Source organism: Herpetosiphon sp. (assembly GCF_003512625.1).
GTDB lineage: Bacteria > Chloroflexota > Chloroflexia > Chloroflexales > Herpetosiphonaceae > Herpetosiphon > Herpetosiphon aurantiacus.
This window is the reverse complement of record NZ_DOPT01000047.1, coordinates 1-21,409: the sequence shown is the minus strand read 5'-3', so window position 1 is coordinate 21,409 and position 21,409 is coordinate 1. Positions and strand designations below refer to the sequence as shown.

The window sequence follows — 21,409 nt, the reverse complement described above, 5'->3', positions numbered from 1 at the left end:
CATAGCCTACTCTCTTCGTGGATTGGAATTATCGCCTGAGTAGCAGGGCTACCTGCAACACATGGCGATAGACTGGCACAAAGCTCGGTGGCAGGTAGTCCCAAATTTCAGCAAGTGCAATCATGCGGCGTTGGCGAATTTCAAATTGGGGTTGCCATGGCTGGATTTGAACTTGGGCTAGCCAAAAACTTCGCACCAGCACTAAGTCTTGCTCAACTCCCGTCAGGCATTGGCTTTGGCAAAAGCCCAATAACTCGGCAGATTGAACGCTTGCACAAGCTTCCTCAGCAACTTCACGCCGCAAAGTTGCGTCCCACGATTCACCAATTTCACTGCGTCCCGCAGGCACATCCCAATCGAGGCCATTTTGGCTCACCACGATAACGTGTTGCTCAGGAGTAAGGCAAATGCCTGCCGAGCCATGGGCCTTGCCTGTTGGCTCGGCATCGGCGGCATACCAAACCACTTGCCATGTTTGTTGATGCGTATTAATGTGCCAAGTCGGTTGCTGCATGCTTAGGCCTTTAGCTAGGATTCAGCTTTGCAATAAAGTCATAGATTTTTATAATTATCTGTTGAGTTGATTCTGGTAGAGCCTTAAATAACTCTAAATGCCTCAATTGACGTTCCTCTGTGTCTAATTTTGCTAGTTCTGCATCGGTTAATGGATTAATATACTTAAGTGCTCTTTTGCAAAAACCAAGTTTATCGGTAATGGTTCCTGAATCAGCTTTATAAGAACCTCGACGATGCTTCTCACCTTTTATTACATAATTTTCAATAAAATCCCCTAACGATTCATTTTGGTAATCTGTATATGCAAAAGAATTTATTTCGGGGTTTGGTTTTTGAGTAGATGTCTCATATTCAATTACGACTGAACGAATAACTTCCGGTGGTAGGCTATTTTCAATTTCACGACAAGGCAAGATAATTAAATCTGTTCCTAATTTATCTTTTAGTTGTTGTTTTCGATTCTTTTTAGATTCTCCATCATGATCAATAACTAAGATAGCTTTTGCACATAAATTTTTGATATTTATCAATTTTTCGTTATCCTGTTCTTCAAAAAAGGAAAAATTGGTAATATTACCACCACCATATTCGACAAAAGCATAATGAATATCTTCTTCGAGCTTGGGTTTTGGATTTGGCAAAGTTTTCATATACATTTGGAGCATTTCACGCAAATACCAACGGTCGGTTATCCCTTCAACCCAAATTGTGGCATTGACCAACAAGACTGATGAATTTCGTACTCCTAACAATTCTAAGGAGCTGCTCTGATTGTTATCAACATTCTCAACAACGAATTGCGGTGTTTGGTCATCGTCGCTGCTGGTGATCGATTTTCGAAAGCTATAGATTGAAATCTCAGGAATATCAATTGTAATATCTAGCAAATGATTAGAATGGGTAGTCATAAAGAATAGATGGCGACCTAATGAATGATAGAACTCCAGAATTTTGCGCTGCATACTTGGGTGCAGAAAAAGCTCCGGCTCCTCGATAAAGAAAATGCAATTCTCAAGACTCACAAATGGCAAAAAGGTCAAAATAATTGCCGATTGAATCCCATCGCCAAGCTCATGGATTGGGCGCTCAAGCTCATTGCCAATTTTAACCACCACAATCTTTTGTTCTTCACTGGGAATTAGAGTAACTTCTTGGCCTTCAAACAAGCTACGTGAAATAAACTCTTGATACTCTTTAATTTTCTTTCGTTTTGCATTATCACCAAGGAGATAGCTTCGTAGTTCTGTATAAAGTCCTAAGCCCGTAAAAACTTCAGGTTTATGTTCAGCATCTTTAAAATAGCTTTCAAGGGTTTGCTGTTTATAAAAATCATTATAAGCATTATTGAGCGGTCGTAAGCCGCGAAGGGTTGGAATATAGATATTCTTTGTTAGATTTAATTGAGTAGATTTTAATATTTCAACTATTTCTTTTGAAATATTTTTGATTTCTTTAAGTTGCTCGTATATTGATTTGTATTCTGATAAATGATTAAATACGTCAAAAATGTTTTGATAGTTATTATTTGTATTTGTATTATTTTTAGTTATTAGCTTTGATTTTAATTGTGTAAGAAATGAAGTATCATATCTGCTAATTTGTGGGTGTCCTATGAAAGTATAAATATTGATAATTTTATCAATAGCATTTTCTATAGTACGATTGATAAAATCGACATCTCTTATTCGAATTGAAAAATTGGCTGTTTCAGTTAGCAAGCACATAAAACGGCTTTTACCTGAATTATTTGCACCAACTAAAATATTGACCCGTGAGAGGCTATCGAGTTGAGTAAGTGGCTGGTTTTCAACATTTTGATAGCTGCTTTTGACTGAATCTGGTAGATATAAGGTTTCAATTTGCTGCATACATTTACCCTAAGGCTTGAAGGCTGCTGACTGTCAACTATATTCAGGCGCGGGTTGATTGTCAATCGGGCAGATTGCTGAATTAACCAAAAAACCACCCATCAAAAACTGATAGGTGGCTTGTAAGTCGTTCAGGCATGCTCACGCATTGCGTGCTAGCAAAACGACTGCCGCGAGGATCAGCAGGCCACCGCCAAGTTGCCAGAGGCTAATTGGTTCATGTAAGACGACGACTGCTGCTCCTACCGATACCAAGGGTTCCAATGCTGAGATCGTTGAGCCAGCAGTTGGGCCAATCCGTTCAAGTCCAATAAAAAACATCACAATCGCCAGCACGGTAGAAATCAGCGCAATGCCAATAATTGCTAGCCAGCCATCTATACTTGCTGGCCAGACCGGGCCACGGGCAAGCACAATTCCAAGATACACCACCGCTGCCGCACTCATAATCACCGTCGATGAAGGAATCGCTCCGGCCTGCGCGGTAACTCGGCTACCCGCCGTAATGTAAATAGCGTAGATCACCGCCCCGCTGATGGCGAAAATGATGCCGAGCGGTTTGCCACCACCAATTGGGCCAATTGCCAACGCTGAGCCTGCCAGTGCCAACACCAGCGCCAGCATTATCCGAGGGGTCAGTCGTTCCTTAAAAAACACAACCGATATTATGGTAACCAAGCCAGGATAGAGATAGAGCAACACAGCAACTAAGCCCGCCGAGGCCATGGTAAGCGCAACAAAATAGGCCAACGATTGAGCCACATAGCCAATCCCGCCTAGGAGGATCAAGCCGATCAGCAGCTTTCCACGTGGCAGCCGTTCACCACGAACGCGCAAAATACCAAACATGACCACGGCGGCAATACTGAATCGTAAACATAACACCGTGATCGGCTCAGCACCATCGGCGTAGGCCAACCGCGCAAACACACCCAGCCAGCCAAAGGCGATCGCCGAAAGCAGCATAGCCGCAATCCCAAGCCAGCGCTGACGGCTTGTTGATGGATCGACATGGTGGGGTGGCGAAGAAATCGATGAATCACCAACAGCCTGCTTCATAACATCCTTTCTTGGGATAATCCAAGAACTCTACAATTAAGCATAAATGGTCTAGATGATCGTATTCAATATTTCGAAAATTGCAAAAGACCCGTTGAATTTTTCGGCTAAAAAAGGAGCACTGACCCAATTTCAACAGACGAATGAAGGTCTGAGAGTTGGGTCAGCGCTATGGCAATAGTTATTTTTAGGGTTATCGTGAGTACAGTTTTTTGTACTTAATCGACAAACGCCCATGTGATTGCTCAATGGACGTTTGTTGGTTGTGGCTCCCTGACTAGGACTCGAACCTAGGACATGCTGATTAACAGTCAACCGCTCTACCAACTGAGCTATCAGGGATTATCAATTGTAAAAAGAAGTGGCTCCCTGACTAGGACTCGAACCTAGGACCCATTGATTAACAGGTTCGCCTAAAATGCGAAGCAAGCACCCTGTTTCGACAGGCTGCTTTGAAGGAGGTTTTGTATTCGTTTGCTTACCAGCAACACCACATTGCTGCAATGCACTGCCGCCCCAACCAGCATTTTCTTACACAGCGTTAACGTTCTGCTGGAGTAGGATATGGTACGCTGATGCCTAACTTGACTCGACACATTCGAGCTTACCAACAGGACTATTGATATCGGGTGCTTTATTAAATCAATAGTCTTCCCATTGGATCTGGCATGCGCTCGTTGCTAGAAACCCAATAACAGGTGGTTGATGCTACGACACGCCACCTGCTGGATAAGCAGGACAGATGCTATGACACGCTGCTTATCACCACGCTTCATGGGCATTCAGGATCATTGAATCCATGGAGCTTTACCATAGGTCGTCTGGGAGTCCTGCTCACCGACTTCTTTATTTACGAACGCCGCTTGCGGCCTTCATAATTCAATGCGCTCCGGCTTTAACCAATTCATAAAAGATGGCCGTTCGGAGATTGACGGCCATCGCTCGCCATCGACACAATGCAAGGTTACGATGGTTGAGTTTGATATACCCATGACCTTGACTCAGTGTGTTTCCTGTCTTCCTCACACCTATTGGTGAATGACGGTTGGCTTTGTGTTGCCGCCAATTTGGAACGGTAACCCTCGCCACAGCCCTTTGCCAATACCAAACGTGTAGGTTGCTTTGCTATACCCAAAAAATGGCGACCGCCATTGCTGGTTGTGCAAGCACCCCTTAACGCGGTGTGTCTGAAGACCTGTCATGAGATACCCCTTTAGCACCACCTGCGGGGGTATCCCATCACATACTCTTTCCGCTCCGCGCGGCCTCGAGTCGAGTATCTGCGAACGCACACGCTATCCCATTGGGATACCGCGATAGATCGAGGTCATGATTAATGATTACGCAATGGATCGAAGAATATTTGTCCGCCAAAATCGCCGAACGCCGCAGCCCTGCTACCATCACTACCTACCGCATCCGGTTAGGACGGTTTGGTACTTGGGTGCTCGAGCAACCGAATCAGGTGCTCACTCGTGCGTTATTGCGGGCCTACAGTGCGTATTTAGCCCAACAAAACATCAGCATTACCAGTCACTATAGTTATCTCAACGATGCCCTGGTCCTCGTGCGCTGGCTTGCTGAAGAAGGCTATATTCAACCCGTTAAGACCGATAAACTCAAACCCCGATTACCAAAGCGCTTACCTGCCCACTACACGATGGATCAAATTAAGCGCCTCCTGCTGGTTGCCGAGCTTCGTGAAAAAGCCATGCTCTGTGTCTTACTGGATACCGGCGTTCGGGTCAGTGAACTGATTCAACTCCGCCGGACCAGCTTTGACTCGGAAGGCTGCGCCATGATTCTTGGCAAAGGCAGCAAGGATCGGTATATCTGGATTTCATCCGTGACCCAAGAAGTCCTTCGAACCTACATCGCCAGTCGGACGGATACGAACCCTGCGCTGTTTGTCAGCCATCGCCAGCAAAAAACCCTGACGATTAGCGGCGTACACCAGAGCTTCGATCGCGTAGCTTCCGACGCGGAGATCCGCAATGATGTGCGGCGTTTGATCCACTCCTTTCGTGCCACCTTCGCCCGCGAACTGATCAAGAAAGGCCTTGATGCAGAAAGTCTGCGGGTGTTGATGGGCCATGAAACGATTCAAATGTCTCTGCACTATGCACAACTCTCATCCCATGAGGCGACCCAAAATCGGCAAGGCGTGAACCTCCTCGAGAAGGTGGAGTCATGCTTATAAGCCTCCAGTATGCCCACCTATCCCGGTAGAAACAAGGGAAAAAGTGTACAGAAAGTCAGCACGTTTTTGACAAAAAACGTGCTGATAGGGGGATCTATGCCCATCGATGTTGGAATTGGTTTGGCCATGGCCACGATGCTGTATGCCGTGGTGCTTGAACGCTACAAGCACTATTTGGAGCCAGATTGGACGTGGATTGAAGTGGTTGTCGGAACCCTGCTGTGCGTGACAGCCGCAGGGATCGCCATCCGCCTTACGCCGAACGCCAGCTGGCCCCAGTATGAGCACCAGATCATCGCCAGCTTTGGCATTGGTGGTGGGGTCATTATTACGTGGCAAGTCTGGCGCATGATCAAACGTCGCCAACAAACCCGTGCGGTTGTCTTTGACCTCGTGAATGGCGACCACCAAGAAAGGGATGTGGATGCCACGGCGACGACTGCGTTGGCCGAACGTGGTGAACGAACATCGACTCGAAGCGCTGGCGAACGCCGCGCAATCGTCGAAGCAAGCTATCCGAGCCAAAGAGTTGCTCAACCAAGTGGTGCATCAGCGCTATCACTTGAACAATCCCGAAGCCGTCGAACTCATCCTGACCAAGATCGCCCTGCTGCTCGCAGAGATCGAGGCCAATCAGGAACGAATTCAGCGCCTCTTGATTGATGCAGCCCACGGCGAAGAGAAAACGCCCGAGTCGTAAAACCCAGTTGCCCCAATGGCCATTGTGCGATTGGGGCAGCATCCTCATTCCCTGCCCATCAATAGAGATAGTAGTGTGCTGTGGTGAGCATCCTCCCGCAGCACCGAGGATAGATCAATGACGACACCGTTATACGCGCAAGTGCGCACCGCCATCCAGCAATTGCTCGCAGGCCAAACCCTTGACCTGAGCCGAGACTGGGGCGAATGGTTATCAATGATCCAAAGTTTGGTGTATGCCTTTGAACAGGGCGGCGCTGCTGCCGTCCAAACCGCGCTGGAAACCGCGATGCGGGTTGATAGTCGCGTTGCGGCGCTGGTGGTTGACCCCGCGCCACCCACAGCTTTGCGCACGATGCCACCCTTACCGAGTGACTTGAGCAAAGCCATCCGCCAGCACGGCGCATGTGGCCACTGGCTCGATACCTATATCAACTACGCCAGTTATGCCAGTCCGGTCACGCCCGCGATTTTTCATGAAGCGGCAGGCCTCTTTTTGGCGGCGACCGCGATCGCGCGGCGGCTGTATTTGCAAATTGGCGAAACCCAGTACTACCCCAATGTCTATGCGCTGTTTGTGGCTCCTCCTGGGCGTTATGCCAAATCGACAGCGATGAAGGTCGTCGAGCGGGTGTTGCGTCGCGCAGGTCTTGGCCATTTGCTGTTACCCGACAAAAGCACCCCTCAATCGCTGCTCCAGCAGTTTTCGACCGTCATTCCCGACAAGCTGGACAGCTACAGTGATTACGACCGGGAGCAATGGCTACTCGCTCGCGCCCAAGCCGCTCAACGGGCATGGCTGCTTGATGAAGCTGGATTTCTCTTCAGCGATATGAAAAAAGAGTATATGGCCGAGCTGCTCTCGCTCTTACTCAAGCTGTTTGATAATCCCGAGTACTTGGCCCACGAAACGATCACCCATGGCCGAACAACCATCCGTGATGCCAGTCTTTCATTCCTTGGCGCAACCACACCGAAAAACATTGAGGAACATCTGCGCAGCGAAAAGCTATGGGATGAAGGCTTATGGAGTCGCTTCGCAATTCTGATTCCTGAGCACGACCCAATCTATGCTGAGTTCCCTGATGAACTCACTATGCCCCCGGCGCTACTCGATGGCCTGAAACAGCTTGATTTGCTGTTTCCCAAGCCTGACGCTGAACTGATCGATGATGTGCCCGAGGAGAATATCAAGCGCTTTGTGCGGATCTATAACGAGCATCCCCCCAGTGCCATCCGCCTCGCGTCCGGGGTCATGAGTCTCTGGAAGCGCTATGACAAGGCCGTCCGGTTTGACCTGCCCAATAACGGCTTACCCGATACCTTGTATGCCAGCTATGCCCGTTTCCCGGGGCATGTGTTGCGGGTGGCCATGATTCTGGCCGCGATGGATTGCCCTGAGTTACCCGTGATGATGCAGCTCGATCATCTCAAACGGGCGATCAGCATCGTCGAGCGCTGGCGCAATGACTTGCATCGGATTTGGAGCGATGGGATTCAGAGTGAAGAAACCAAACTGGGCGATACCATCCTTGCCATCCTACGATCATCCCTTTCTGGATTGACGGTGCGCGATTTGTGTCGCCAGACTCATCAGTCCAAAAAAGAGATCACCGAAGTCTTGGAAGTCTTACGCCTCGCAGGCCAAATTGATGTACTTGAAACCAAATCTGCCAATGGGCGCACCATGCAACTCTGGAGGTATAGCGCATGAGAAGTGTCACAGTGTCACAGAAGCGTCACACATCGTTTGTGACGCTAGAAACCCACTCAGGGAGACGCTTCCTTGAGAAGTGTCACAGTGTCACAAGGGGACATGTCCAATTTAATAAGGAACATGTACGCGAGACCTGCAAAGCTCCCAAAATGGCCAGAATACTGTGACACTTGTGACACTGTGACACTTCTCCGATTTATCCCATTGGAAAGCCCTAAATCGTTGATTTTGGCTGCGTGACACTTCTGTGACGCTTCGTGACACTTCTCGTGGGAGGGTTCAATGATTGAGCATCTTTCGGGCGATGATTTTCTTTCCTTGGTTGGCCAGCGCACCGCCCTGCGCAAAGTGGCCGCAACCAATGGCGGTGAATGGGCTGGAGCCTGCCCCTTGTGTGGTGGGAAGGATCGCTTTCGAGTCCAACCGCATGGGGATCGTGGTGGCCGCTGGTGGTGTCGCAGTTGTCGCGATGGCCAGCCGTGGGCTTCGGATATTGATTTTGTATTCCTGCGCGATCAGGGCTTTATCCCCAGCAACGATCATCCAGAATGGCCAGAATTGATCAAAGGGGCTTTTGCCACACTGGGGTTGACGATCGAGCAATCACGGCCATCGACGAGAGTCGTCCCTGACCCTGAGCCACCGACTGCCTGTGAGCCACCCGCAGCGCTCTGGCAACAAGCTGCCCTGAGTTTTCTTGGCTACGCGGTTGATATGTTGTGGAAGGATGGGGAGAGCCAGCCCTCGCCACGCACCTACTTACACCAACGCGGCCTAACCGATCACACGCTCCGCTCTGCCGCGATTGGCTATAACCCCAAGCCGCTCTACCGTCCGCTGCACAAGTGGGGACTGACAGACCCAACGAAAGACGGCGTGTGGTTGCCTGCGGGCTACGTCATCCCATGGTTCTGTGATGGACAGCTCTGGAAGCTCTCGATTCGCCAAACCACCCCACGCGACGAGGGAATGAAATACGTGACGATTGCTGGCAGCAGCAACGTGCCCTATGGCATTGATACCTTCCGCGCAGGTCGCCCCGGCATTCTGGTGGAAGGCCCGATTGATGCGTTGGTCGCCCAACAGGCGCTCGGCCAATTCGAACGCCATGGGCAGCCACTCAGCGGGGTCGCGGCGATTGGCACAACCCAAGGGCGCAGCTTTCGCTGGCTCGTCCAATACAGCCTCTGTCAACCACTCTTCATCGCCACCGATGCCGATCAGGCAGGCGATAAGGCCGCTGCCTATTGGCTCGATATCTTCAAAGGCAAAGAGGTTGCCCGCATGCGGCCTGACCCGCACGATTTTGGCACGATGGTCGTGCAGTGTGGTATGGATTTACGGGCGTGGATTGCCACCCATCTTGATCGATGGTGGACGAGCGACCTCGCCCCTAGCCCGATTCAATCGGTTGCCTAAGACCTGAATGTTTTCTCCTGATATTTAGCGGCGATGGGTGGGTGTCATCCATCGCCGAGGAGCCTTTTATGACAACGATTGTCCATGGAGCCAATATCGGCCATGGTTATGTCAAATATACAATCAATACTGGTGATCACGAAGAAACGATTATTTTCCCAGCACTGGTGGCTCCCGCCAGTAGCACCGATGGCAATCTGCACGATGTGCCCACCGTAGATGTTCACGGCACGCTGTGGTGGACAGGTGATGATGCCCTATTGCATCCGGCTCCCTTATCGCTCCGCTCGCAACAACGGCTCTACGATCGCCACATTATCCCCGCACTGGTCAAAGGAGCGTTACAGCGCCTCAAGCAGCCCTGTGGTGGTGCATGTGTGACCGGACTCCCCGCTGCCTGGTCCGGCGAACGAGAGTTGGCCGTGGCCTTGGGGTCGCGGCTGCGGGATGCGGTCGCCACCCAGTACTACCACGGTACAACCCTCAAAACGGGCATTCGCGTGATTAGTGAACCCCTTGGCGCGTTGTATGGCGTGTTGCTTGACCCGAGTGGGGCGATTACTACCAGTGGCTATGAGCTGAGTCGGGTTGGGGTGATCGACTTGGGCCACAACACCGTGGATGCCTGCATTGTGCAAGCGATGAATGTTGTGCCCGAAAGTGCGATGAGCTTCGAACTCGGTAGCGCCAGTCCACTCCAGCAACTCCAGACTAAGATTAGCGGGCGTTACAACCTTGATCTGACCTTACACGAAGTTGATCACGCGGTGCGGGCAGGCTATGTACGGGTCGCGGGTGAAGAATGCGATCTGCCAACCGGATGGGATCGCCCATGGCTGGCCAATGGGCAACAGGTCGCCGATGCCCTTGTGCGAGCGTGGGGCAGCGGCGCGAAACTGGCGGCGATTATCGTGGCGGGCGGTGGCGCAGAAATGCCCATGCTGGTTCAGGCGATTCACCAGCGCTTCCGCCAAACGATCGTTGCTCCCAATCCACAAACCGCCATCGCCCGTGGCTATGCCCGCCGTGCGCGACGCTACGAGGAGTTTGGCCAATGAGCTTTGATGAACGCCTGACGACCCGCAGCTCCGGCGTGCTGAGTGCGATGATTGCCAGTCTTGGCAACGAATCCGCCGTGCTCCGCGCCCTCGTGATTATTGGCCTGCACACCTGTGGCAAAAACATCCAAGTATTCACCGCCGATGCCTTAGCCAGCGTTGCCCGCCTTGATGATCACGCCGTGCGGGACACCTTGCTCGCGGTACTGATGAAACCTGTTGAACAATCGTTGCACCCACGTTCCCCCAATGTTGAACCTGTGTTGCACGCCAGTACACCGCCTGTTGAACAATCGTTGCACACCAGTACACCACCTGTTGAACATATCCCAGTTCCGCCGCCCACGACGCTCGATCTTCCGCCTGATCCCGAGTACCAAGATGTGTAGGAACCACCAACATCGTTTTGAAACACAAACCGCCGATGAAATCAGCATCGGCGGCGTGCATCACCGGAGAACACCAAAGTGATGCAGCGCTAGTATATCAAAGGAGAACACGATGACAACATCCGATGTGTTATTTGATCTGCACCGCCTTGACCCCAGCCGCAAACTCATCAAAGGCCTTGCCTGCACGCTCGGCTGGGGCAATAGCATTGTCACCACCGTTTCGACCCTGAGCGATTTTCAGCACTGGCTGTGGGGGATTCGTGATTATCGCGGCATCCTCGCAGGGCTAGGGGTCGCGCTGTTTCTCTTCCTTGGCCAACTCTATACCTTGCGCCGGACTGCGTGGGGCTATGGCTGTTTTCTGGCTCCCGATGCCATGATTACGGCTTATAAATGGTGTGAATGGTTGTTTTACCCCATCGCCTACAAACTGGCTTCCGGCCTGCCAGCGCTGGCCCTCGCGTGGGGTGCTGGCTTGGCACTCGGGGTGGTCTCAGCGCGGTGGCCCGAATATCTCGCCTTTGGCCGCACTGTACAGGAGCATCCGCATGGATATTAATTCGCCGTGGCTCTATCCGTTGATTTTTCTGTTTGCCTGTAGTTTTGTTGGCACGTTCCTCTGGTGGCATGCACGCACCCCTGCCAGCGAACGTCGCCCTGCCGCTGCGCCTACCGCACCCGCCCGTGCTGCGAGTCCGGCGCGGCCAGCGGTGGTGGATCGTCCGCGTAGTGAAGCCCCACTGGAACCCACGACCACCAGTTTGCCAACCTATTCATGGCCTATGCTGCTCGATACCTTAGCCAAGCGCCCGCATATTGGCATCGCTGGCCCTTCGCGCCAAGGCAAGTCGGTACTGAGTATGGCCCTGACCTATCTTCGCGCCGTCGATGGTCACCAGCTGGTGATTCTCAACTCGCATGCGCGACCGAATGACTACGGCGGCTTGCCACAAGTCTACGACTATCCCGCAATCAACCGTGTGATGAAAGCGTTACTTGCTGAGCTGGGGCGACGCAAAGCCGCTGCGGCCACAGGTGCAGATAGTTTTGATCCGATTACGGTGGTGTTGGAAGAAGCCCCCGATGTGATGAGCAAGGTGCATGGCGAAGATGGCTCGGCTGCCAAACCCAAAGTGCCTGTTGCCCAGCGCTTTGTCGGCGAAATGTTACGCCAAGCGGCCAAGTATCGCATGCATCTTATCCTCGTGACCCAAACCACGTTGGTCAAACCGCTGGGCATTGAAGGCGATAGCGAAGCACTCGATAACCTACTGTGGATTGCGATTGGTGATCGGGCCTTGGAGAAAATGAAGTCGCCCGTGGTTGCCCCATGGCCTGCGGCGATTGAATGGAATTGTCAATGGTTTTGGTGCGATCGCGAACCTGCGTGGATGTTGTCCACCCGCCCGATTGACACAGCACGCCTCTGGCGAGTTCCCGATTCCATGGGCGATGCAGTGGGTGATTCCCCGCTTGGAACCATGGGAACTAGCGATGAGAGCCTGATCGACGAGGCCACCCTGACCGATGTCATCCTGATTACCAAGCTCATTCTTGCAGGCAAAAGTGGCAACGAAATTATTGACAGCTTGGGTGGCAAACGCACGCGCCGTCTCAGCCAAATTCGCCAGGTCAAGCAGGTGCTTGATCTTGGTGCTTAATAGCGAAAGGAATCTTTTTTATGACCACGACACCAATAACCATTACCTTGACCGAAACCCTTGATCTGCCCAAGCACGGCCAGCATACTGTGCAAATTACCGTGACCCCACCCAGCACCGAGCCGCACCATCTCGCCCCCTTGCTGCAACAGGCGACGATGACGCTCTTTCAGCAACTGGATGCCGCACTAATTCGCGTTCAGCAGCCACCGCGCTATCTGTGTGGCGCACTGTGTAGCGTGTTGGTCTGCCCGTTTCTTGGGTTGTATCTGCGTGTACCTCAAAGCACGCCGCTCGAAACCTTGCTTGCGGAAACGGTCGTCGATGCCAAGGGCGACGCACACCAGCTCTGGACGGTCGCGCTGATGGCCGTTCCGCCAGCGCTCGTCTTGCCGCATATCCCCGTGCTTATTCATGCCTTTTCGATCCAAGGGGCGAAGTCATGGCGGGAATATCGCGGCGAAGGTGATACCCTGCTTGCAGAACGCTTGCATGAGTGGCAACACGCTATTCCTGAACCAGTACGAACCGATGAACACTGGCTCAGTGGACTTTAATCGAGTATTCGAGGCCGTGGCTGCCACATCAAGCAAGCCACGGCCATTTAGTGATCGGCATGGTTGCGGCATACAAGCCCATTCATATCGTGTTCAAACCATGTTCATATCGCGTTCAGATGGCTTACAAATCGCCAAGCAAAAAATAGCGCATTAGAATGGGCTAAATTGGCCATTTAGTCGTGCCGACATTCTTTAACAGGCTGCGCAGCCACCATTTGTATATGCTTCGGCATAAACCTGCGTTATATCACATATTCGCAACGTTGCATTACAGTCAACCGTACAAGGCATAGCTCGTCTTTTGATGAAAGGGTTGAACAGCTATGGATACATCAGGAAATACCCTAGAACTCTGTATTGATATTCAGCAAAAAGTTGATCAGTCCGTAACGAGTATGTATCAGGATTGGTTAGCTGAGGTAAAAAATCGAAGTATTTTCTTTAAATTATATGCAATCATTTATACGATCGTTTCTCTAGGAATAATATTTAGTTTAAGTAGAAATATGAATTGGCAAGAAATAAATTATCCTATTATCTTTACACTTATAATACTATCTATACTAGCTATACCATTCTATAATTTAATAATTTATCTAAAGAAAAGATTTAATTTAGGTTCAATATCTATATTAATATTAATCAAGGTATACTTTATATGCAGTTTATTTTCTATTTATATCATCTTACATAAATATGGGGAGTTCAATATAATTACAAACCTCGCAAACTCAATTCTTTATAGCCTCTTCTTTACTTTTTTTGCATGGATTATGTTTGGACACATAGTAAATAGAACGTTCTTTGTTATCTTCCTAGAACTGCCATATTCAGAATCTCAATGGATACCATCATTTGAGGCTATTCAGATACAATTAGTTCAGACATTGAAAGATACCTTTGATAAACAGCCCCTTTCAAAATTAACAAATGCCCTTGAACTGCTCCATCAACGACGAGAGAGTCGTATTCATCACACAACTATTCTTAGTTTTGCAGTAGCCGTCCTAGCGCTTTTAGGTATTGTTATTTCTATGAATCCTTCCATATTTACTCAAATCGACAAATTCCTCTTACTCTTTAGTATAACGAAACAACCAACTTCAGGTATGAGTATGACCATGGGTATAGTTATGTTCATTGGTTTGGTTTTGGTGGGCGGCTTTATTAGCGCACGCATTTACTACGGTGCATTTCTTAGCTCATCGACACAGATTGTCTTGCGTGCCTATCTCCAAGATCGCCAGATTGAAGAAGCGAAGAAAGATGCAGCCTTTTTAGAGCGCAGCCTCACCGTATCAACCCCTTCCTGAGAATACCTATTTTGCAGCAACCAATTATCGCGTGAGGAGTGATTGAATGACCACCCATACCACCGTTGGCCTTAATCCCACTGAGCTGCACGTTCTCGTCCTCGTTGCTCGGCTTGGTCGATTGCTGTCTCGCCACCTGCGCACAGCGTGGGGCCATCCGTTTACCGTGACAATTCAGACCATCAATCGCACGTTGGCCAAGCTCGTCGATGCCAAGCTGCTGACTTATTGCGAACACTTTCAATCGCATGGCTATGATCCGCGTGGTGCGATCGGCTGGACGCGCCATGGCCGTTTATACAGTCTCACACCCTTCGGCTGGGAGATGATCAAACAGGCCTTTCCGATGCTCGAGGAAGGCAGTGAGCGGCTCGCTCCAACGATGTTCAATCCCCAACATCAAGCGGAACATCAAATTGAATATGCGGAAGTCATCACCAGTCTGATTCAGTCGCTGCCGTATGTGCCTGGTATTGTCGGCATGAGTAGCTATATCGAGATGGACTTAGGCCCAACCGCACGGCCACGCGCAGACGGCATCGTCGTGGTACGCCGCTGGATCGATGCGACGCAGCCCGATTGCGAGCGCTCGTCGTTATATCCGTGGCTTGGGATTGGAAAGCAAACAGGTCAGATCGATCAACTCTATGCCATCGAGATCGATCGGGGAACCGAGGAACTGAGTATCATCACAGGCAAGGCGCATTCCTATGGGGAGTTGTATCGCTCGAAGTATTGGGAAGGGCGGTATAGTTGGCCGCTGATTGCCTTTACGGTGCCGAGCGAACGCCGGAAACGCGCCGTGCTCGATGCGTGGGAAATCGGCTGGCCCGGCAGTCAACTCCTGATTGCCACCATCGACGATGTTCGTGAATCGGGTATTCTCACACCAATCTGGACAGCCCAGTATACGAAACACGGCCAACGGATTCAGCAGATCCATCGCTTTTTACGGGCGGGGTGGTTTGAGCAAATCATCGCATAAAGATACGAACCGCGCTTCACGCAAAGGTGCGGTCGTGTGAAAAGCAAAAGGCATTAGGACTGTTCAACATGTGGAATCAATAAGTAGAATAGGCTACAATGGAGGAAAGTGATATATAATCTAATTATACTGTAAGATATTATGGCATGAACTCATCATTCTTTAATCTAAATGTACTATAATTCTTATCATAATTACAAGTTTGTAGTAAGGTATGAGGTCAATATGGCATTATCTTTTGTCATGAATATTCCTGACGAAGAGTATCCGACCATTTCGAGTATAGCTTCGTTAACAGACGAGGAATTCGCTTTCCTGATTGAGTCGATAACCCAAACTCCTGTTCGCTATCATCCTAGATCCTTTGCTGCTGCCGTAAGCGAGAAATTCAAATATCCCCATATTGATGCAGAACGGATCATTCGTACAATCATAAGTTTATATGGAGTAAAGAGCCAAATACCGACTTCTACTGATAAATTAGTCCCAAGCATTATTAACGCATTTGTACAGCGAAATCCGGAAATATCAGATGCTGTAATACAAAATCTAGGCCAACGACTAGAGAGACTACTAACACTCTATAGTCCATTAGGTATAGTGGCATCTGCTTACAAAGTAGCATCTGATAGTGAACGATGTATTGTAGATACTCATACATTTTTAGATTTGCGTCCTATTTTTAATGATGATAATCAGGAACTATTGTCAAATGTTATTCTCTATAGGTTAAAGTTAACATATGAAAATAACGACGAACAAAAAGATATAAACTTCACATTTGATATATACGATGTACTTAAATTACGTTATCAGTTAGATTTATTAATAGAAAAATCAAATAATCTTCAAGAAAAATTGGAATCTGTCAATATACATATTCTTGACTCGAATCCATCATAGGAGAAACGATATGGCTACTACTAATAAAAAACCTAAAGTATTTTCTTGGCAGCCTATGGATCTTCTACCTAATCCTAGTATAAAAATCAATCCTCCCGAAGCAGCGTCATGGCTCAGAACTCTTGAACCATTTGTTTTTCAAGCTAACCATGATAACAATGCAGTTGCTCGTATTCCTAAATTAGTAAATGAGGAGGTAATATATATCTATTATGACCCTAGCCAGAAACGAACAATTGAAACTGAACCTTATAATTATGAGCATCGGCAACTTCATGAAACTCCATCTATTAGTAAACAAGTTTTAAGATGGCTTAATAAAGATAAAGATCACTTTGACCATATACATCAGGCTATTGAGAAATCAAGGTTTATGCTTGAGCTGGAAGATAATTGGGATGAAGAGGGTAGCGTTGGATATAAAGAAGATACATGGATTAAGGCAGTCAATTTACTTTTGGATATGGTAAAACAATATTTTGCCATGAATAATCAAAAGATACCTACTCCTATAATTGGCCTTGGCCCAGATGGTAGTATTGATATATCATGGAAACATTCAAATAAACATCTTCTAATAAATGTTGACGCAACTGATGATTTAGTAACATACTCTGGTGATAATGCTGCTGACAACTCTCTTAGCGGATCATTTGACTTAAGTGAGGGTGGTTTATGGTTATTGGTATGGCTGATGAGCTAGCTAATGAGCGTTATGCATCAGAATCTATTCCAGATAAAGACTTTCTGTATATGAGAGTACATAAAAGTTTTATTCAAAATGGAAATCCAGGATATGGGGCATTTAAGCCTCAAGGAGATGGTTTATCAACTGATTGGGACAACTATTCTACTCCTCAAGAAACACGTGCACGTGCCACATCAACAAAAGACCTTCCAATAAATTTGTATGCTGTGGTTAAAATGTCAGTTGCCCTAGTACGTGCAATAACTGAACTAACCGTTGTTCATACACCTATAAATAAGGATGAGGAAAATGGTCCGAATCAAGCACATACCGACATTAAAGGTATTGATATGGCAAATCGTGTACAAGCCAATGTACTTAGAAGAAAACTAAGTGAAATTGCACCTATCGTTTTAGATGTAGGCCAAGAGTAAAAACAAGACCAAAAACATCTAAATACGATGTTTTTGGTCTTGTTTTGTAGTTATCTTTAAATTGTCGTGACAAGCTTCATACCCCGCAAGTCTTGGCCCTCGTTCTTAGGCGATACGCACAATTTTTCACTACAAGTATAATAGCTAGTTGCCGCAATTATGAAGGCGCGGCTTTTCTCACTGAATTATGTGTAACTAAATGCTCCACTACATACCATTGCACACGAGATCACAAAAAATGCTATGCTAAATTCAAACCTTTTTCTCTCATCTCTCCCACAAGCAACTCTGATTTGCGAACCGTTTGTGGTTTTAGTGAGCTTGCGTCAGCCCAGCGAATTGTGTATAGTCTGGATATCCTCGTTGGGGGATTACAATATTGGATAGATTATCACCTTGTATGGCTTCTACCACCTCCGAATCACCTGAATCCTCTTTGGGCATTACAAATAAATACCCTTGACCAGCCTTAGGTAAGTTTTCGTCTTTGGGGGGTTCAAATAGACTGAATCCTCTTTGCAGACTACAAGTTGGTTGGAGCGACTATGCCTTCTGCACGGAAAGCTGGATTCGAAAGATCTCAATCCTCGCCAAGAGATTAGAACTTATCCCATCTCAAGCATTTTGAATATTTGAAATTATCTCAGCATGAACGCAATCCTCGGCAGTATAATAATAACAATCATAAAAAACGCCTGTGATCAGCATCCTGATCACAGGCGTTTTTGCTTGTAAAGCCTGTTTGTTTACTGGATACCCACCTTGGCGGTCACCATCTCCAGCTGTGGCAGTGGCTCCTCGGGCACAAGATGCACTGCCGCCAAATTGAAGCCATCGACCTGCACTTCGGACAACACAAAGCCATTCAGGCGATTGGCCACCGCGCTACTGGTGGGCAGCACATCACGAAACAGCAGCATGTCACCCGGTCGCGCTTCGGTCGCTGGATAGACCATGCCATCCACGGTTTCCAGCACCGCACAGGTCAGACTGGCAGCGGCTTCGCCTTTGGCGGCATCACTCAGAAATACACTGGTTCGTTGCGTGGCCACGGCGAGCGTCCCACTATCAACCATCAGCGCCGTGCGCCGAATCAATCCGCTATTGGCCAAGGCTTGGGCATCGGTTTGGATGGGCGTGCGCTGGCGTTGGCCCTGCTCATCCTCATACACCCCATAGCCACTCGTCCAGCGTCCATCGCTATTGCCGCCTTGGGTATAGCTGCATTGCTCGGTACTCACATACCATACCCGCCCTGACTGGCGTGGCCGCACAAACAGTACCCCATCTTCATCAACACCCCAGACCCATGGACGGTTACTGGTATCCCCCAGCTGCACCTGCTCACTCAAGATCGTCGCCCACGGCAGATCTTCTGCCACCAGATTGGCGATATCGACGAGCGGACTTTGCACTTTGCCATCGCTATTAAAGACCGCCCATGGATTGACCGCCAATACCTCACTCAAGGCATACTTGGCCAATTGATCCAGCGTGACGGTTGCTGTGGTGACAGCTTTGACCCGCACATTAGTAATCACCAACTCAATATCGCCATCATTCCCATCCCATAGCGGCTCGACCAGATCGCTGCCAAGGTGCGCATTGCGAAACACGGCAGTAAAGGTCGTCGCAGTCGTGGCCGTCACGACGACTTCCTCCGGATCCGCGCCGCCAATCGCCAACTTGGCATTGACCGCGATCCCCGCCATCGTGCCAGGCGTGACCGTGCGCGTACCTGCCGTAATCGCTGCGGTATGCAGATTCGTGGCTGCACGGGTACAAAACAGATTGAAGCCCAAGCGCGAACAGCCCACGCCACTCAGGAAGCTCAGCGTGCCGCTTTGGGTGGTAATTCCGGTCGCGCCGATGCCAACGCCATCAAGCGTCCAAAGCGAGGATAAAAAGGTTGTGCCATCGTAGCGGCTGAGGCTGGCTCGCCATCCAGCAGGCGCTTTCAGGGTGTAGCTCGCCTCGATGGTTTGCCACTGGACACTCGCCGCAGCGGGCTGCGCAATCGAGAGCATGCCAATACTGCTGGTGGTAAAGCCATTGCCGCCCGATGGGGCAATCCGCAAGCGCCGCTCGGTTTCGAAGCTGAAGCGCTCGGGCGTGCGGCTCGGAATCAGGTCGCTGGGCACGTCCTGCCAATCACCATAGCGCGTGCTACTCCACCAGCCCGTGTGGGGAATATCTTCGAGCGCTTTGACGAGGCCCAAGGCCAAGATCTGGATTGAGACAGCCCCATCCGCCGTGCGGATAATCGTCACATCGTCGCCAGCGGCGCGGCCCCACCAGATGCGCTTCGAGCAGCGATTGAAGACTTTGACATAGACAAACGGCAGCGTTTTGAACCAATAGGCTTCCGGCATGGTGCAGGGCATGGTGACACTGAGATCACCACAGCCCTGCTCGGTATAGCGCCACGTGGCGGCGGTCACCCGATCGGAGACATCCAGCATTTGGCTACTCGTCAGATCCTGTATGAGAATTTGGAATTGGGGATCAAGCATTATTGCCTCGCTTACTCTGGCATCCGGTAGGCCCGATAGCGGTCAAGGGTCAGCACATAATTGGTCACGGCGCTGGCTGCATCGACAATCCGCCAGTTGGTGCTATAGGTTCCGACATAGACCGCATCAAGATTGGCATCGGCTCCCGCTACGGTTTGGGCAGGAACCTGTACGGGCAAGCGACCCCGTGCACCAACAAACTTGCCCGTAATCGCCACCCGTGGGCGATAGGTGGGTTGGAAGTCCAAGACAAAGCCGGTAGGACTGCTATTTAAGGTGAAGGGTTCAAGGATGCGCACGCCATGCTCAGGGCGGGTGGTATCGACGAGGTAGCTGGTTTCAATATCGACGGTCGCGGCGGCGCTGGCGGTCACCCGATAGCGCAAGCGGGTGCTGACGCTATTAATCGCAATCTCGCGGAAGATCACCAGTTGCGGGTTGGTCGTGCTGCCGCCACTGACGACCTCTTCGGGCGAGACGAGGCTTTGACCATTCTCCAGATTGTCGAGGATGGCCGCAATCCGCACACTCACGCCAGCGGTGCGCACGGCAATCTTGCTCACCACCGTTTGCCGCCCACTCACGCTAAAGCCACCCGTATGCTGCGGAGTCGTGCTCGTCACACCAGCACTCAGGGTTCCCCGTAAGACAAAGGTATCGCGAGCTTTTTGGGCCGACTGGTTGTTACTGGCCCACGTGGCATCGGTGCTCCAGCTACTGCCCGCCACCACCTGAATCCCGCCTTGTTTACTCACCAGCAACGCCGAGAGCGGCATGTTCAAGAAGCCACTGCTGGTTGGGGGATAGTTGCCCGCCACGGTCACGCGAGCAGGCGAGGCAGTCGCATGCAGGGTTGCGCCAAAGTTCAGGCTCATCACGCTGCCATTGGCCACACTGGCTGAGGTGACCCGATCATAGTCACTGATCTCGCTCGGCAACCACCAGCCGCCTGACTGAAAGCTGATCGCCACCCCGTTAATGCCGGGCGGAATCGCTTGCAAATCGGTATCGATCAGTCCAGCAGGCACATCGGGCACGGTCGCATCGAGCAGGCTGCGCACGAGCGGCGTGCTGCGATTACTGCCAAAGGGTTGAAACAGCACCCGTGGCCGAAGGCTGTCATACTGCTCGGGAGCCGTGCGGTAATAGGTCGCGGCGGTCAGAATCCGCCCTAGTTTTTGCAGCCGACTCATGGCATCCGCTGCCGTGCTGCCCACAATATTGATCAGCCACTGGGTTTCCACCGGACGATCATCGTGGGTGCTAGGAATCGCTCCGCCGCCCAAGACAAAGGTGGCATCGGCTCCCGCGCTGGGGTCGCCAATCGTAAAGGTATCGGTTCCGGCAATCAATGAACAGGTGCGTTGGGTCGTTGGCATACGATTCGTCCTTTTCTATTCCGACAAGAGGTACATATATCTAGA

The 21,409-nt window shown here is 50.0% G+C and carries 19 protein-coding genes and 1 tRNA gene; 14 read left to right on the top strand and 6 right to left on the bottom strand.

All coding sequences use genetic code 11. The annotated features are described in order from the left end of the window. Positions 1 to 28 precede the first annotated feature (28 nt). The 4 genes from DEF47_RS11375 to DEF47_RS11360 all read right to left on the bottom strand — a co-directional run bounded on the left by DEF47_RS11375 (position 29) and on the right by DEF47_RS11360 (position 3,785). Positions 29 to 514, bottom strand: coding sequence for an NUDIX hydrolase (locus DEF47_RS11375; RefSeq protein ID WP_012188238.1), 486 nt, complete (start codon positions 512 to 514; stop codon positions 29 to 31). Positions 515 to 524: 10 nt separating this feature from the next. Further along, positions 525 to 2,384 (bottom strand): ATP-dependent nuclease, encoded by a 1,860-nt coding sequence (locus DEF47_RS11370; protein ID WP_012188237.1) that lies wholly within the window; start codon positions 2,382 to 2,384, stop codon positions 525 to 527. Between the two features lie 141 nt (positions 2,385 to 2,525). Beyond that, positions 2,526 to 3,443 (bottom strand): DMT family transporter, encoded by a 918-nt coding sequence (locus tag DEF47_RS11365; RefSeq protein ID WP_012188236.1) that lies wholly within the window; start codon positions 3,441 to 3,443, stop codon positions 2,526 to 2,528. 266 nt (positions 3,444 to 3,709) lie between these two features. Further along, positions 3,710 to 3,785: transfer RNA gene (locus DEF47_RS11360), tRNA-Asn, on the bottom strand. A 994-nt stretch (positions 3,786 to 4,779) separates the two neighbouring features. Between DEF47_RS11360 and DEF47_RS11355 the strand changes: the two genes are divergently transcribed. The 14 genes from DEF47_RS11355 to DEF47_RS11290 all read left to right on the top strand — a co-directional run bounded on the left by DEF47_RS11355 (position 4,780) and on the right by DEF47_RS11290 (position 17,472). Then, on the top strand, positions 4,780 to 5,643 hold the full coding sequence (locus DEF47_RS11355) for a tyrosine-type recombinase/integrase (protein WP_012188235.1): 864 nt from the start codon (positions 4,780 to 4,782) through the stop codon (positions 5,641 to 5,643). Between the two features lie 96 nt (positions 5,644 to 5,739). After that, positions 5,740 to 6,306 (top strand): hypothetical protein, encoded by a 567-nt coding sequence (locus tag DEF47_RS11350; protein WP_041303992.1) that lies wholly within the window; start codon positions 5,740 to 5,742, stop codon positions 6,304 to 6,306. A 154-nt stretch (positions 6,307 to 6,460) separates the two neighbouring features. After that, positions 6,461 to 8,056 (top strand): DUF3987 domain-containing protein, encoded by a 1,596-nt coding sequence (locus DEF47_RS11345; RefSeq protein WP_012188233.1) that lies wholly within the window; start codon positions 6,461 to 6,463, stop codon positions 8,054 to 8,056. Between the two features lie 285 nt (positions 8,057 to 8,341). Beyond that, positions 8,342 to 9,478: a toprim domain-containing protein gene (locus DEF47_RS11340; RefSeq protein WP_012188232.1), complete on the top strand. Its 1,137-nt coding sequence runs from the start codon at positions 8,342 to 8,344 to the stop codon at positions 9,476 to 9,478. Positions 9,479 to 9,546: 68 nt separating this feature from the next. Further along, a complete protein-coding gene (locus DEF47_RS11335; RefSeq protein ID WP_012188231.1) occupies positions 9,547 to 10,536 on the top strand; it encodes a ParM/StbA family protein in 990 nt (329 codons plus the stop codon). After that, on the top strand, positions 10,533 to 10,925 hold the full coding sequence (locus DEF47_RS11330; protein WP_041303989.1) for a hypothetical protein: 393 nt from the start codon (positions 10,533 to 10,535) through the stop codon (positions 10,923 to 10,925). Before DEF47_RS11335 ends, DEF47_RS11330 begins: the two co-directional genes overlap by 4 nt. Positions 10,926 to 11,037: 112 nt before the next feature. Beyond that, positions 11,038 to 11,487 carry a hypothetical protein gene (locus DEF47_RS11325; RefSeq protein WP_012188230.1) on the top strand — a complete coding sequence of 150 codons (450 nt, stop codon included), beginning with the start codon at positions 11,038 to 11,040 and terminating at the stop codon, positions 11,485 to 11,487. Further along, on the top strand, positions 11,477 to 12,589 hold the full coding sequence (locus tag DEF47_RS11320) for a hypothetical protein (RefSeq protein ID WP_012188229.1): 1,113 nt from the start codon (positions 11,477 to 11,479) through the stop codon (positions 12,587 to 12,589). The genes DEF47_RS11325 and DEF47_RS11320 overlap by 11 nt, the downstream gene beginning before the upstream one ends. Positions 12,590 to 12,609: 20 nt before the next feature. Next, on the top strand, positions 12,610 to 13,146 hold the full coding sequence (locus DEF47_RS11315; RefSeq protein WP_012188228.1) for a hypothetical protein: 537 nt from the start codon (positions 12,610 to 12,612) through the stop codon (positions 13,144 to 13,146). Positions 13,147 to 13,472: 326 nt separating this feature from the next. Further along, complete coding sequence (locus DEF47_RS11310) at positions 13,473 to 14,462, top strand: hypothetical protein (RefSeq protein WP_012188227.1); 990 nt, start codon at positions 13,473 to 13,475, stop codon at positions 14,460 to 14,462. A gap of 46 nt (positions 14,463 to 14,508) precedes the next feature. Further along, entirely contained in the window at positions 14,509 to 15,447 is a 939-nt protein-coding gene (locus DEF47_RS11305; RefSeq protein ID WP_012188226.1) for a replication-relaxation family protein, read from the top strand. Positions 15,448 to 15,672: 225 nt separating this feature from the next. Beyond that, complete coding sequence (locus DEF47_RS11300; protein ID WP_041303985.1) at positions 15,673 to 16,350, top strand: hypothetical protein; 678 nt, start codon at positions 15,673 to 15,675, stop codon at positions 16,348 to 16,350. Between the two features lie 10 nt (positions 16,351 to 16,360). Further along, positions 16,361 to 17,053, top strand: coding sequence for a hypothetical protein (locus DEF47_RS11295; RefSeq protein ID WP_012188224.1), 693 nt, complete (start codon positions 16,361 to 16,363; stop codon positions 17,051 to 17,053). After that, positions 17,038 to 17,472, top strand: a complete 435-nt coding sequence (locus DEF47_RS11290; protein WP_012188223.1) for a hypothetical protein — start codon at positions 17,038 to 17,040, stop codon at positions 17,470 to 17,472. Before DEF47_RS11295 ends, DEF47_RS11290 begins: the two co-directional genes overlap by 16 nt. Positions 17,473 to 18,218: 746 nt before the next feature. On the opposite strand, the gene DEF47_RS11285 is transcribed toward DEF47_RS11290, so the two are convergent. Both DEF47_RS11285 and DEF47_RS11280 read right to left on the bottom strand, forming a co-directional pair. Next, positions 18,219 to 19,985: a hypothetical protein gene (locus DEF47_RS11285; protein ID WP_012188222.1), complete on the bottom strand. Its 1,767-nt coding sequence runs from the start codon at positions 19,983 to 19,985 to the stop codon at positions 18,219 to 18,221. Positions 19,986 to 19,996: 11 nt separating this feature from the next. Next, positions 19,997 to 21,364 (bottom strand): hypothetical protein, encoded by a 1,368-nt coding sequence (locus tag DEF47_RS11280; protein WP_287045137.1) that lies wholly within the window; start codon positions 21,362 to 21,364, stop codon positions 19,997 to 19,999. Between the last annotated feature and the right edge of the window lie 45 nt (positions 21,365 to 21,409).

Excerpts from the sequence above, each read along its gene's own strand:
- DEF47_RS11375 (WP_012188238.1), bottom strand. The coding sequence starts at position 514 with ATGCAGCAACCGACTTGGCACATTAATACGCATCAACAAACATGGCAA.
- DEF47_RS11370 (WP_012188237.1), bottom strand. The coding sequence starts at position 2,384 with ATGCAGCAAATTGAAACCTTATATCTACCAGATTCAGTCAAAAGCAGC.
- DEF47_RS11365 (WP_012188236.1), bottom strand. The coding sequence starts at position 3,443 with ATGAAGCAGGCTGTTGGTGATTCATCGATTTCTTCGCCACCCCACCAT.
- DEF47_RS11355 (WP_012188235.1), top strand. The coding sequence starts at position 4,780 with ATGATTACGCAATGGATCGAAGAATATTTGTCCGCCAAAATCGCCGAA.
- DEF47_RS11350 (WP_041303992.1), top strand. The coding sequence starts at position 5,740 with ATGCCCATCGATGTTGGAATTGGTTTGGCCATGGCCACGATGCTGTAT.
- DEF47_RS11345 (WP_012188233.1), top strand. The coding sequence starts at position 6,461 with ATGACGACACCGTTATACGCGCAAGTGCGCACCGCCATCCAGCAATTG.
- DEF47_RS11340 (WP_012188232.1), top strand. The coding sequence starts at position 8,342 with ATGATTGAGCATCTTTCGGGCGATGATTTTCTTTCCTTGGTTGGCCAG.
- DEF47_RS11335 (WP_012188231.1), top strand. The coding sequence starts at position 9,547 with ATGACAACGATTGTCCATGGAGCCAATATCGGCCATGGTTATGTCAAA.
- DEF47_RS11330 (WP_041303989.1), top strand. The coding sequence starts at position 10,533 with ATGAGCTTTGATGAACGCCTGACGACCCGCAGCTCCGGCGTGCTGAGT.
- DEF47_RS11325 (WP_012188230.1), top strand. The coding sequence starts at position 11,038 with ATGACAACATCCGATGTGTTATTTGATCTGCACCGCCTTGACCCCAGC.
- DEF47_RS11320 (WP_012188229.1), top strand. The coding sequence starts at position 11,477 with ATGGATATTAATTCGCCGTGGCTCTATCCGTTGATTTTTCTGTTTGCC.
- DEF47_RS11315 (WP_012188228.1), top strand. The coding sequence starts at position 12,610 with ATGACCACGACACCAATAACCATTACCTTGACCGAAACCCTTGATCTG.
- DEF47_RS11310 (WP_012188227.1), top strand. The coding sequence starts at position 13,473 with ATGGATACATCAGGAAATACCCTAGAACTCTGTATTGATATTCAGCAA.
- DEF47_RS11305 (WP_012188226.1), top strand. The coding sequence starts at position 14,509 with ATGACCACCCATACCACCGTTGGCCTTAATCCCACTGAGCTGCACGTT.
- DEF47_RS11300 (WP_041303985.1), top strand. The coding sequence starts at position 15,673 with ATGGCATTATCTTTTGTCATGAATATTCCTGACGAAGAGTATCCGACC.
- DEF47_RS11295 (WP_012188224.1), top strand. The coding sequence starts at position 16,361 with ATGGCTACTACTAATAAAAAACCTAAAGTATTTTCTTGGCAGCCTATG.
- DEF47_RS11290 (WP_012188223.1), top strand. The coding sequence starts at position 17,038 with ATGGCTGATGAGCTAGCTAATGAGCGTTATGCATCAGAATCTATTCCA.
- DEF47_RS11285 (WP_012188222.1), bottom strand. The coding sequence starts at position 19,985 with ATGCTTGATCCCCAATTCCAAATTCTCATACAGGATCTGACGAGTAGC.
- DEF47_RS11280 (WP_287045137.1), bottom strand. The coding sequence starts at position 21,364 with ATGCCAACGACCCAACGCACCTGTTCATTGATTGCCGGAACCGATACC.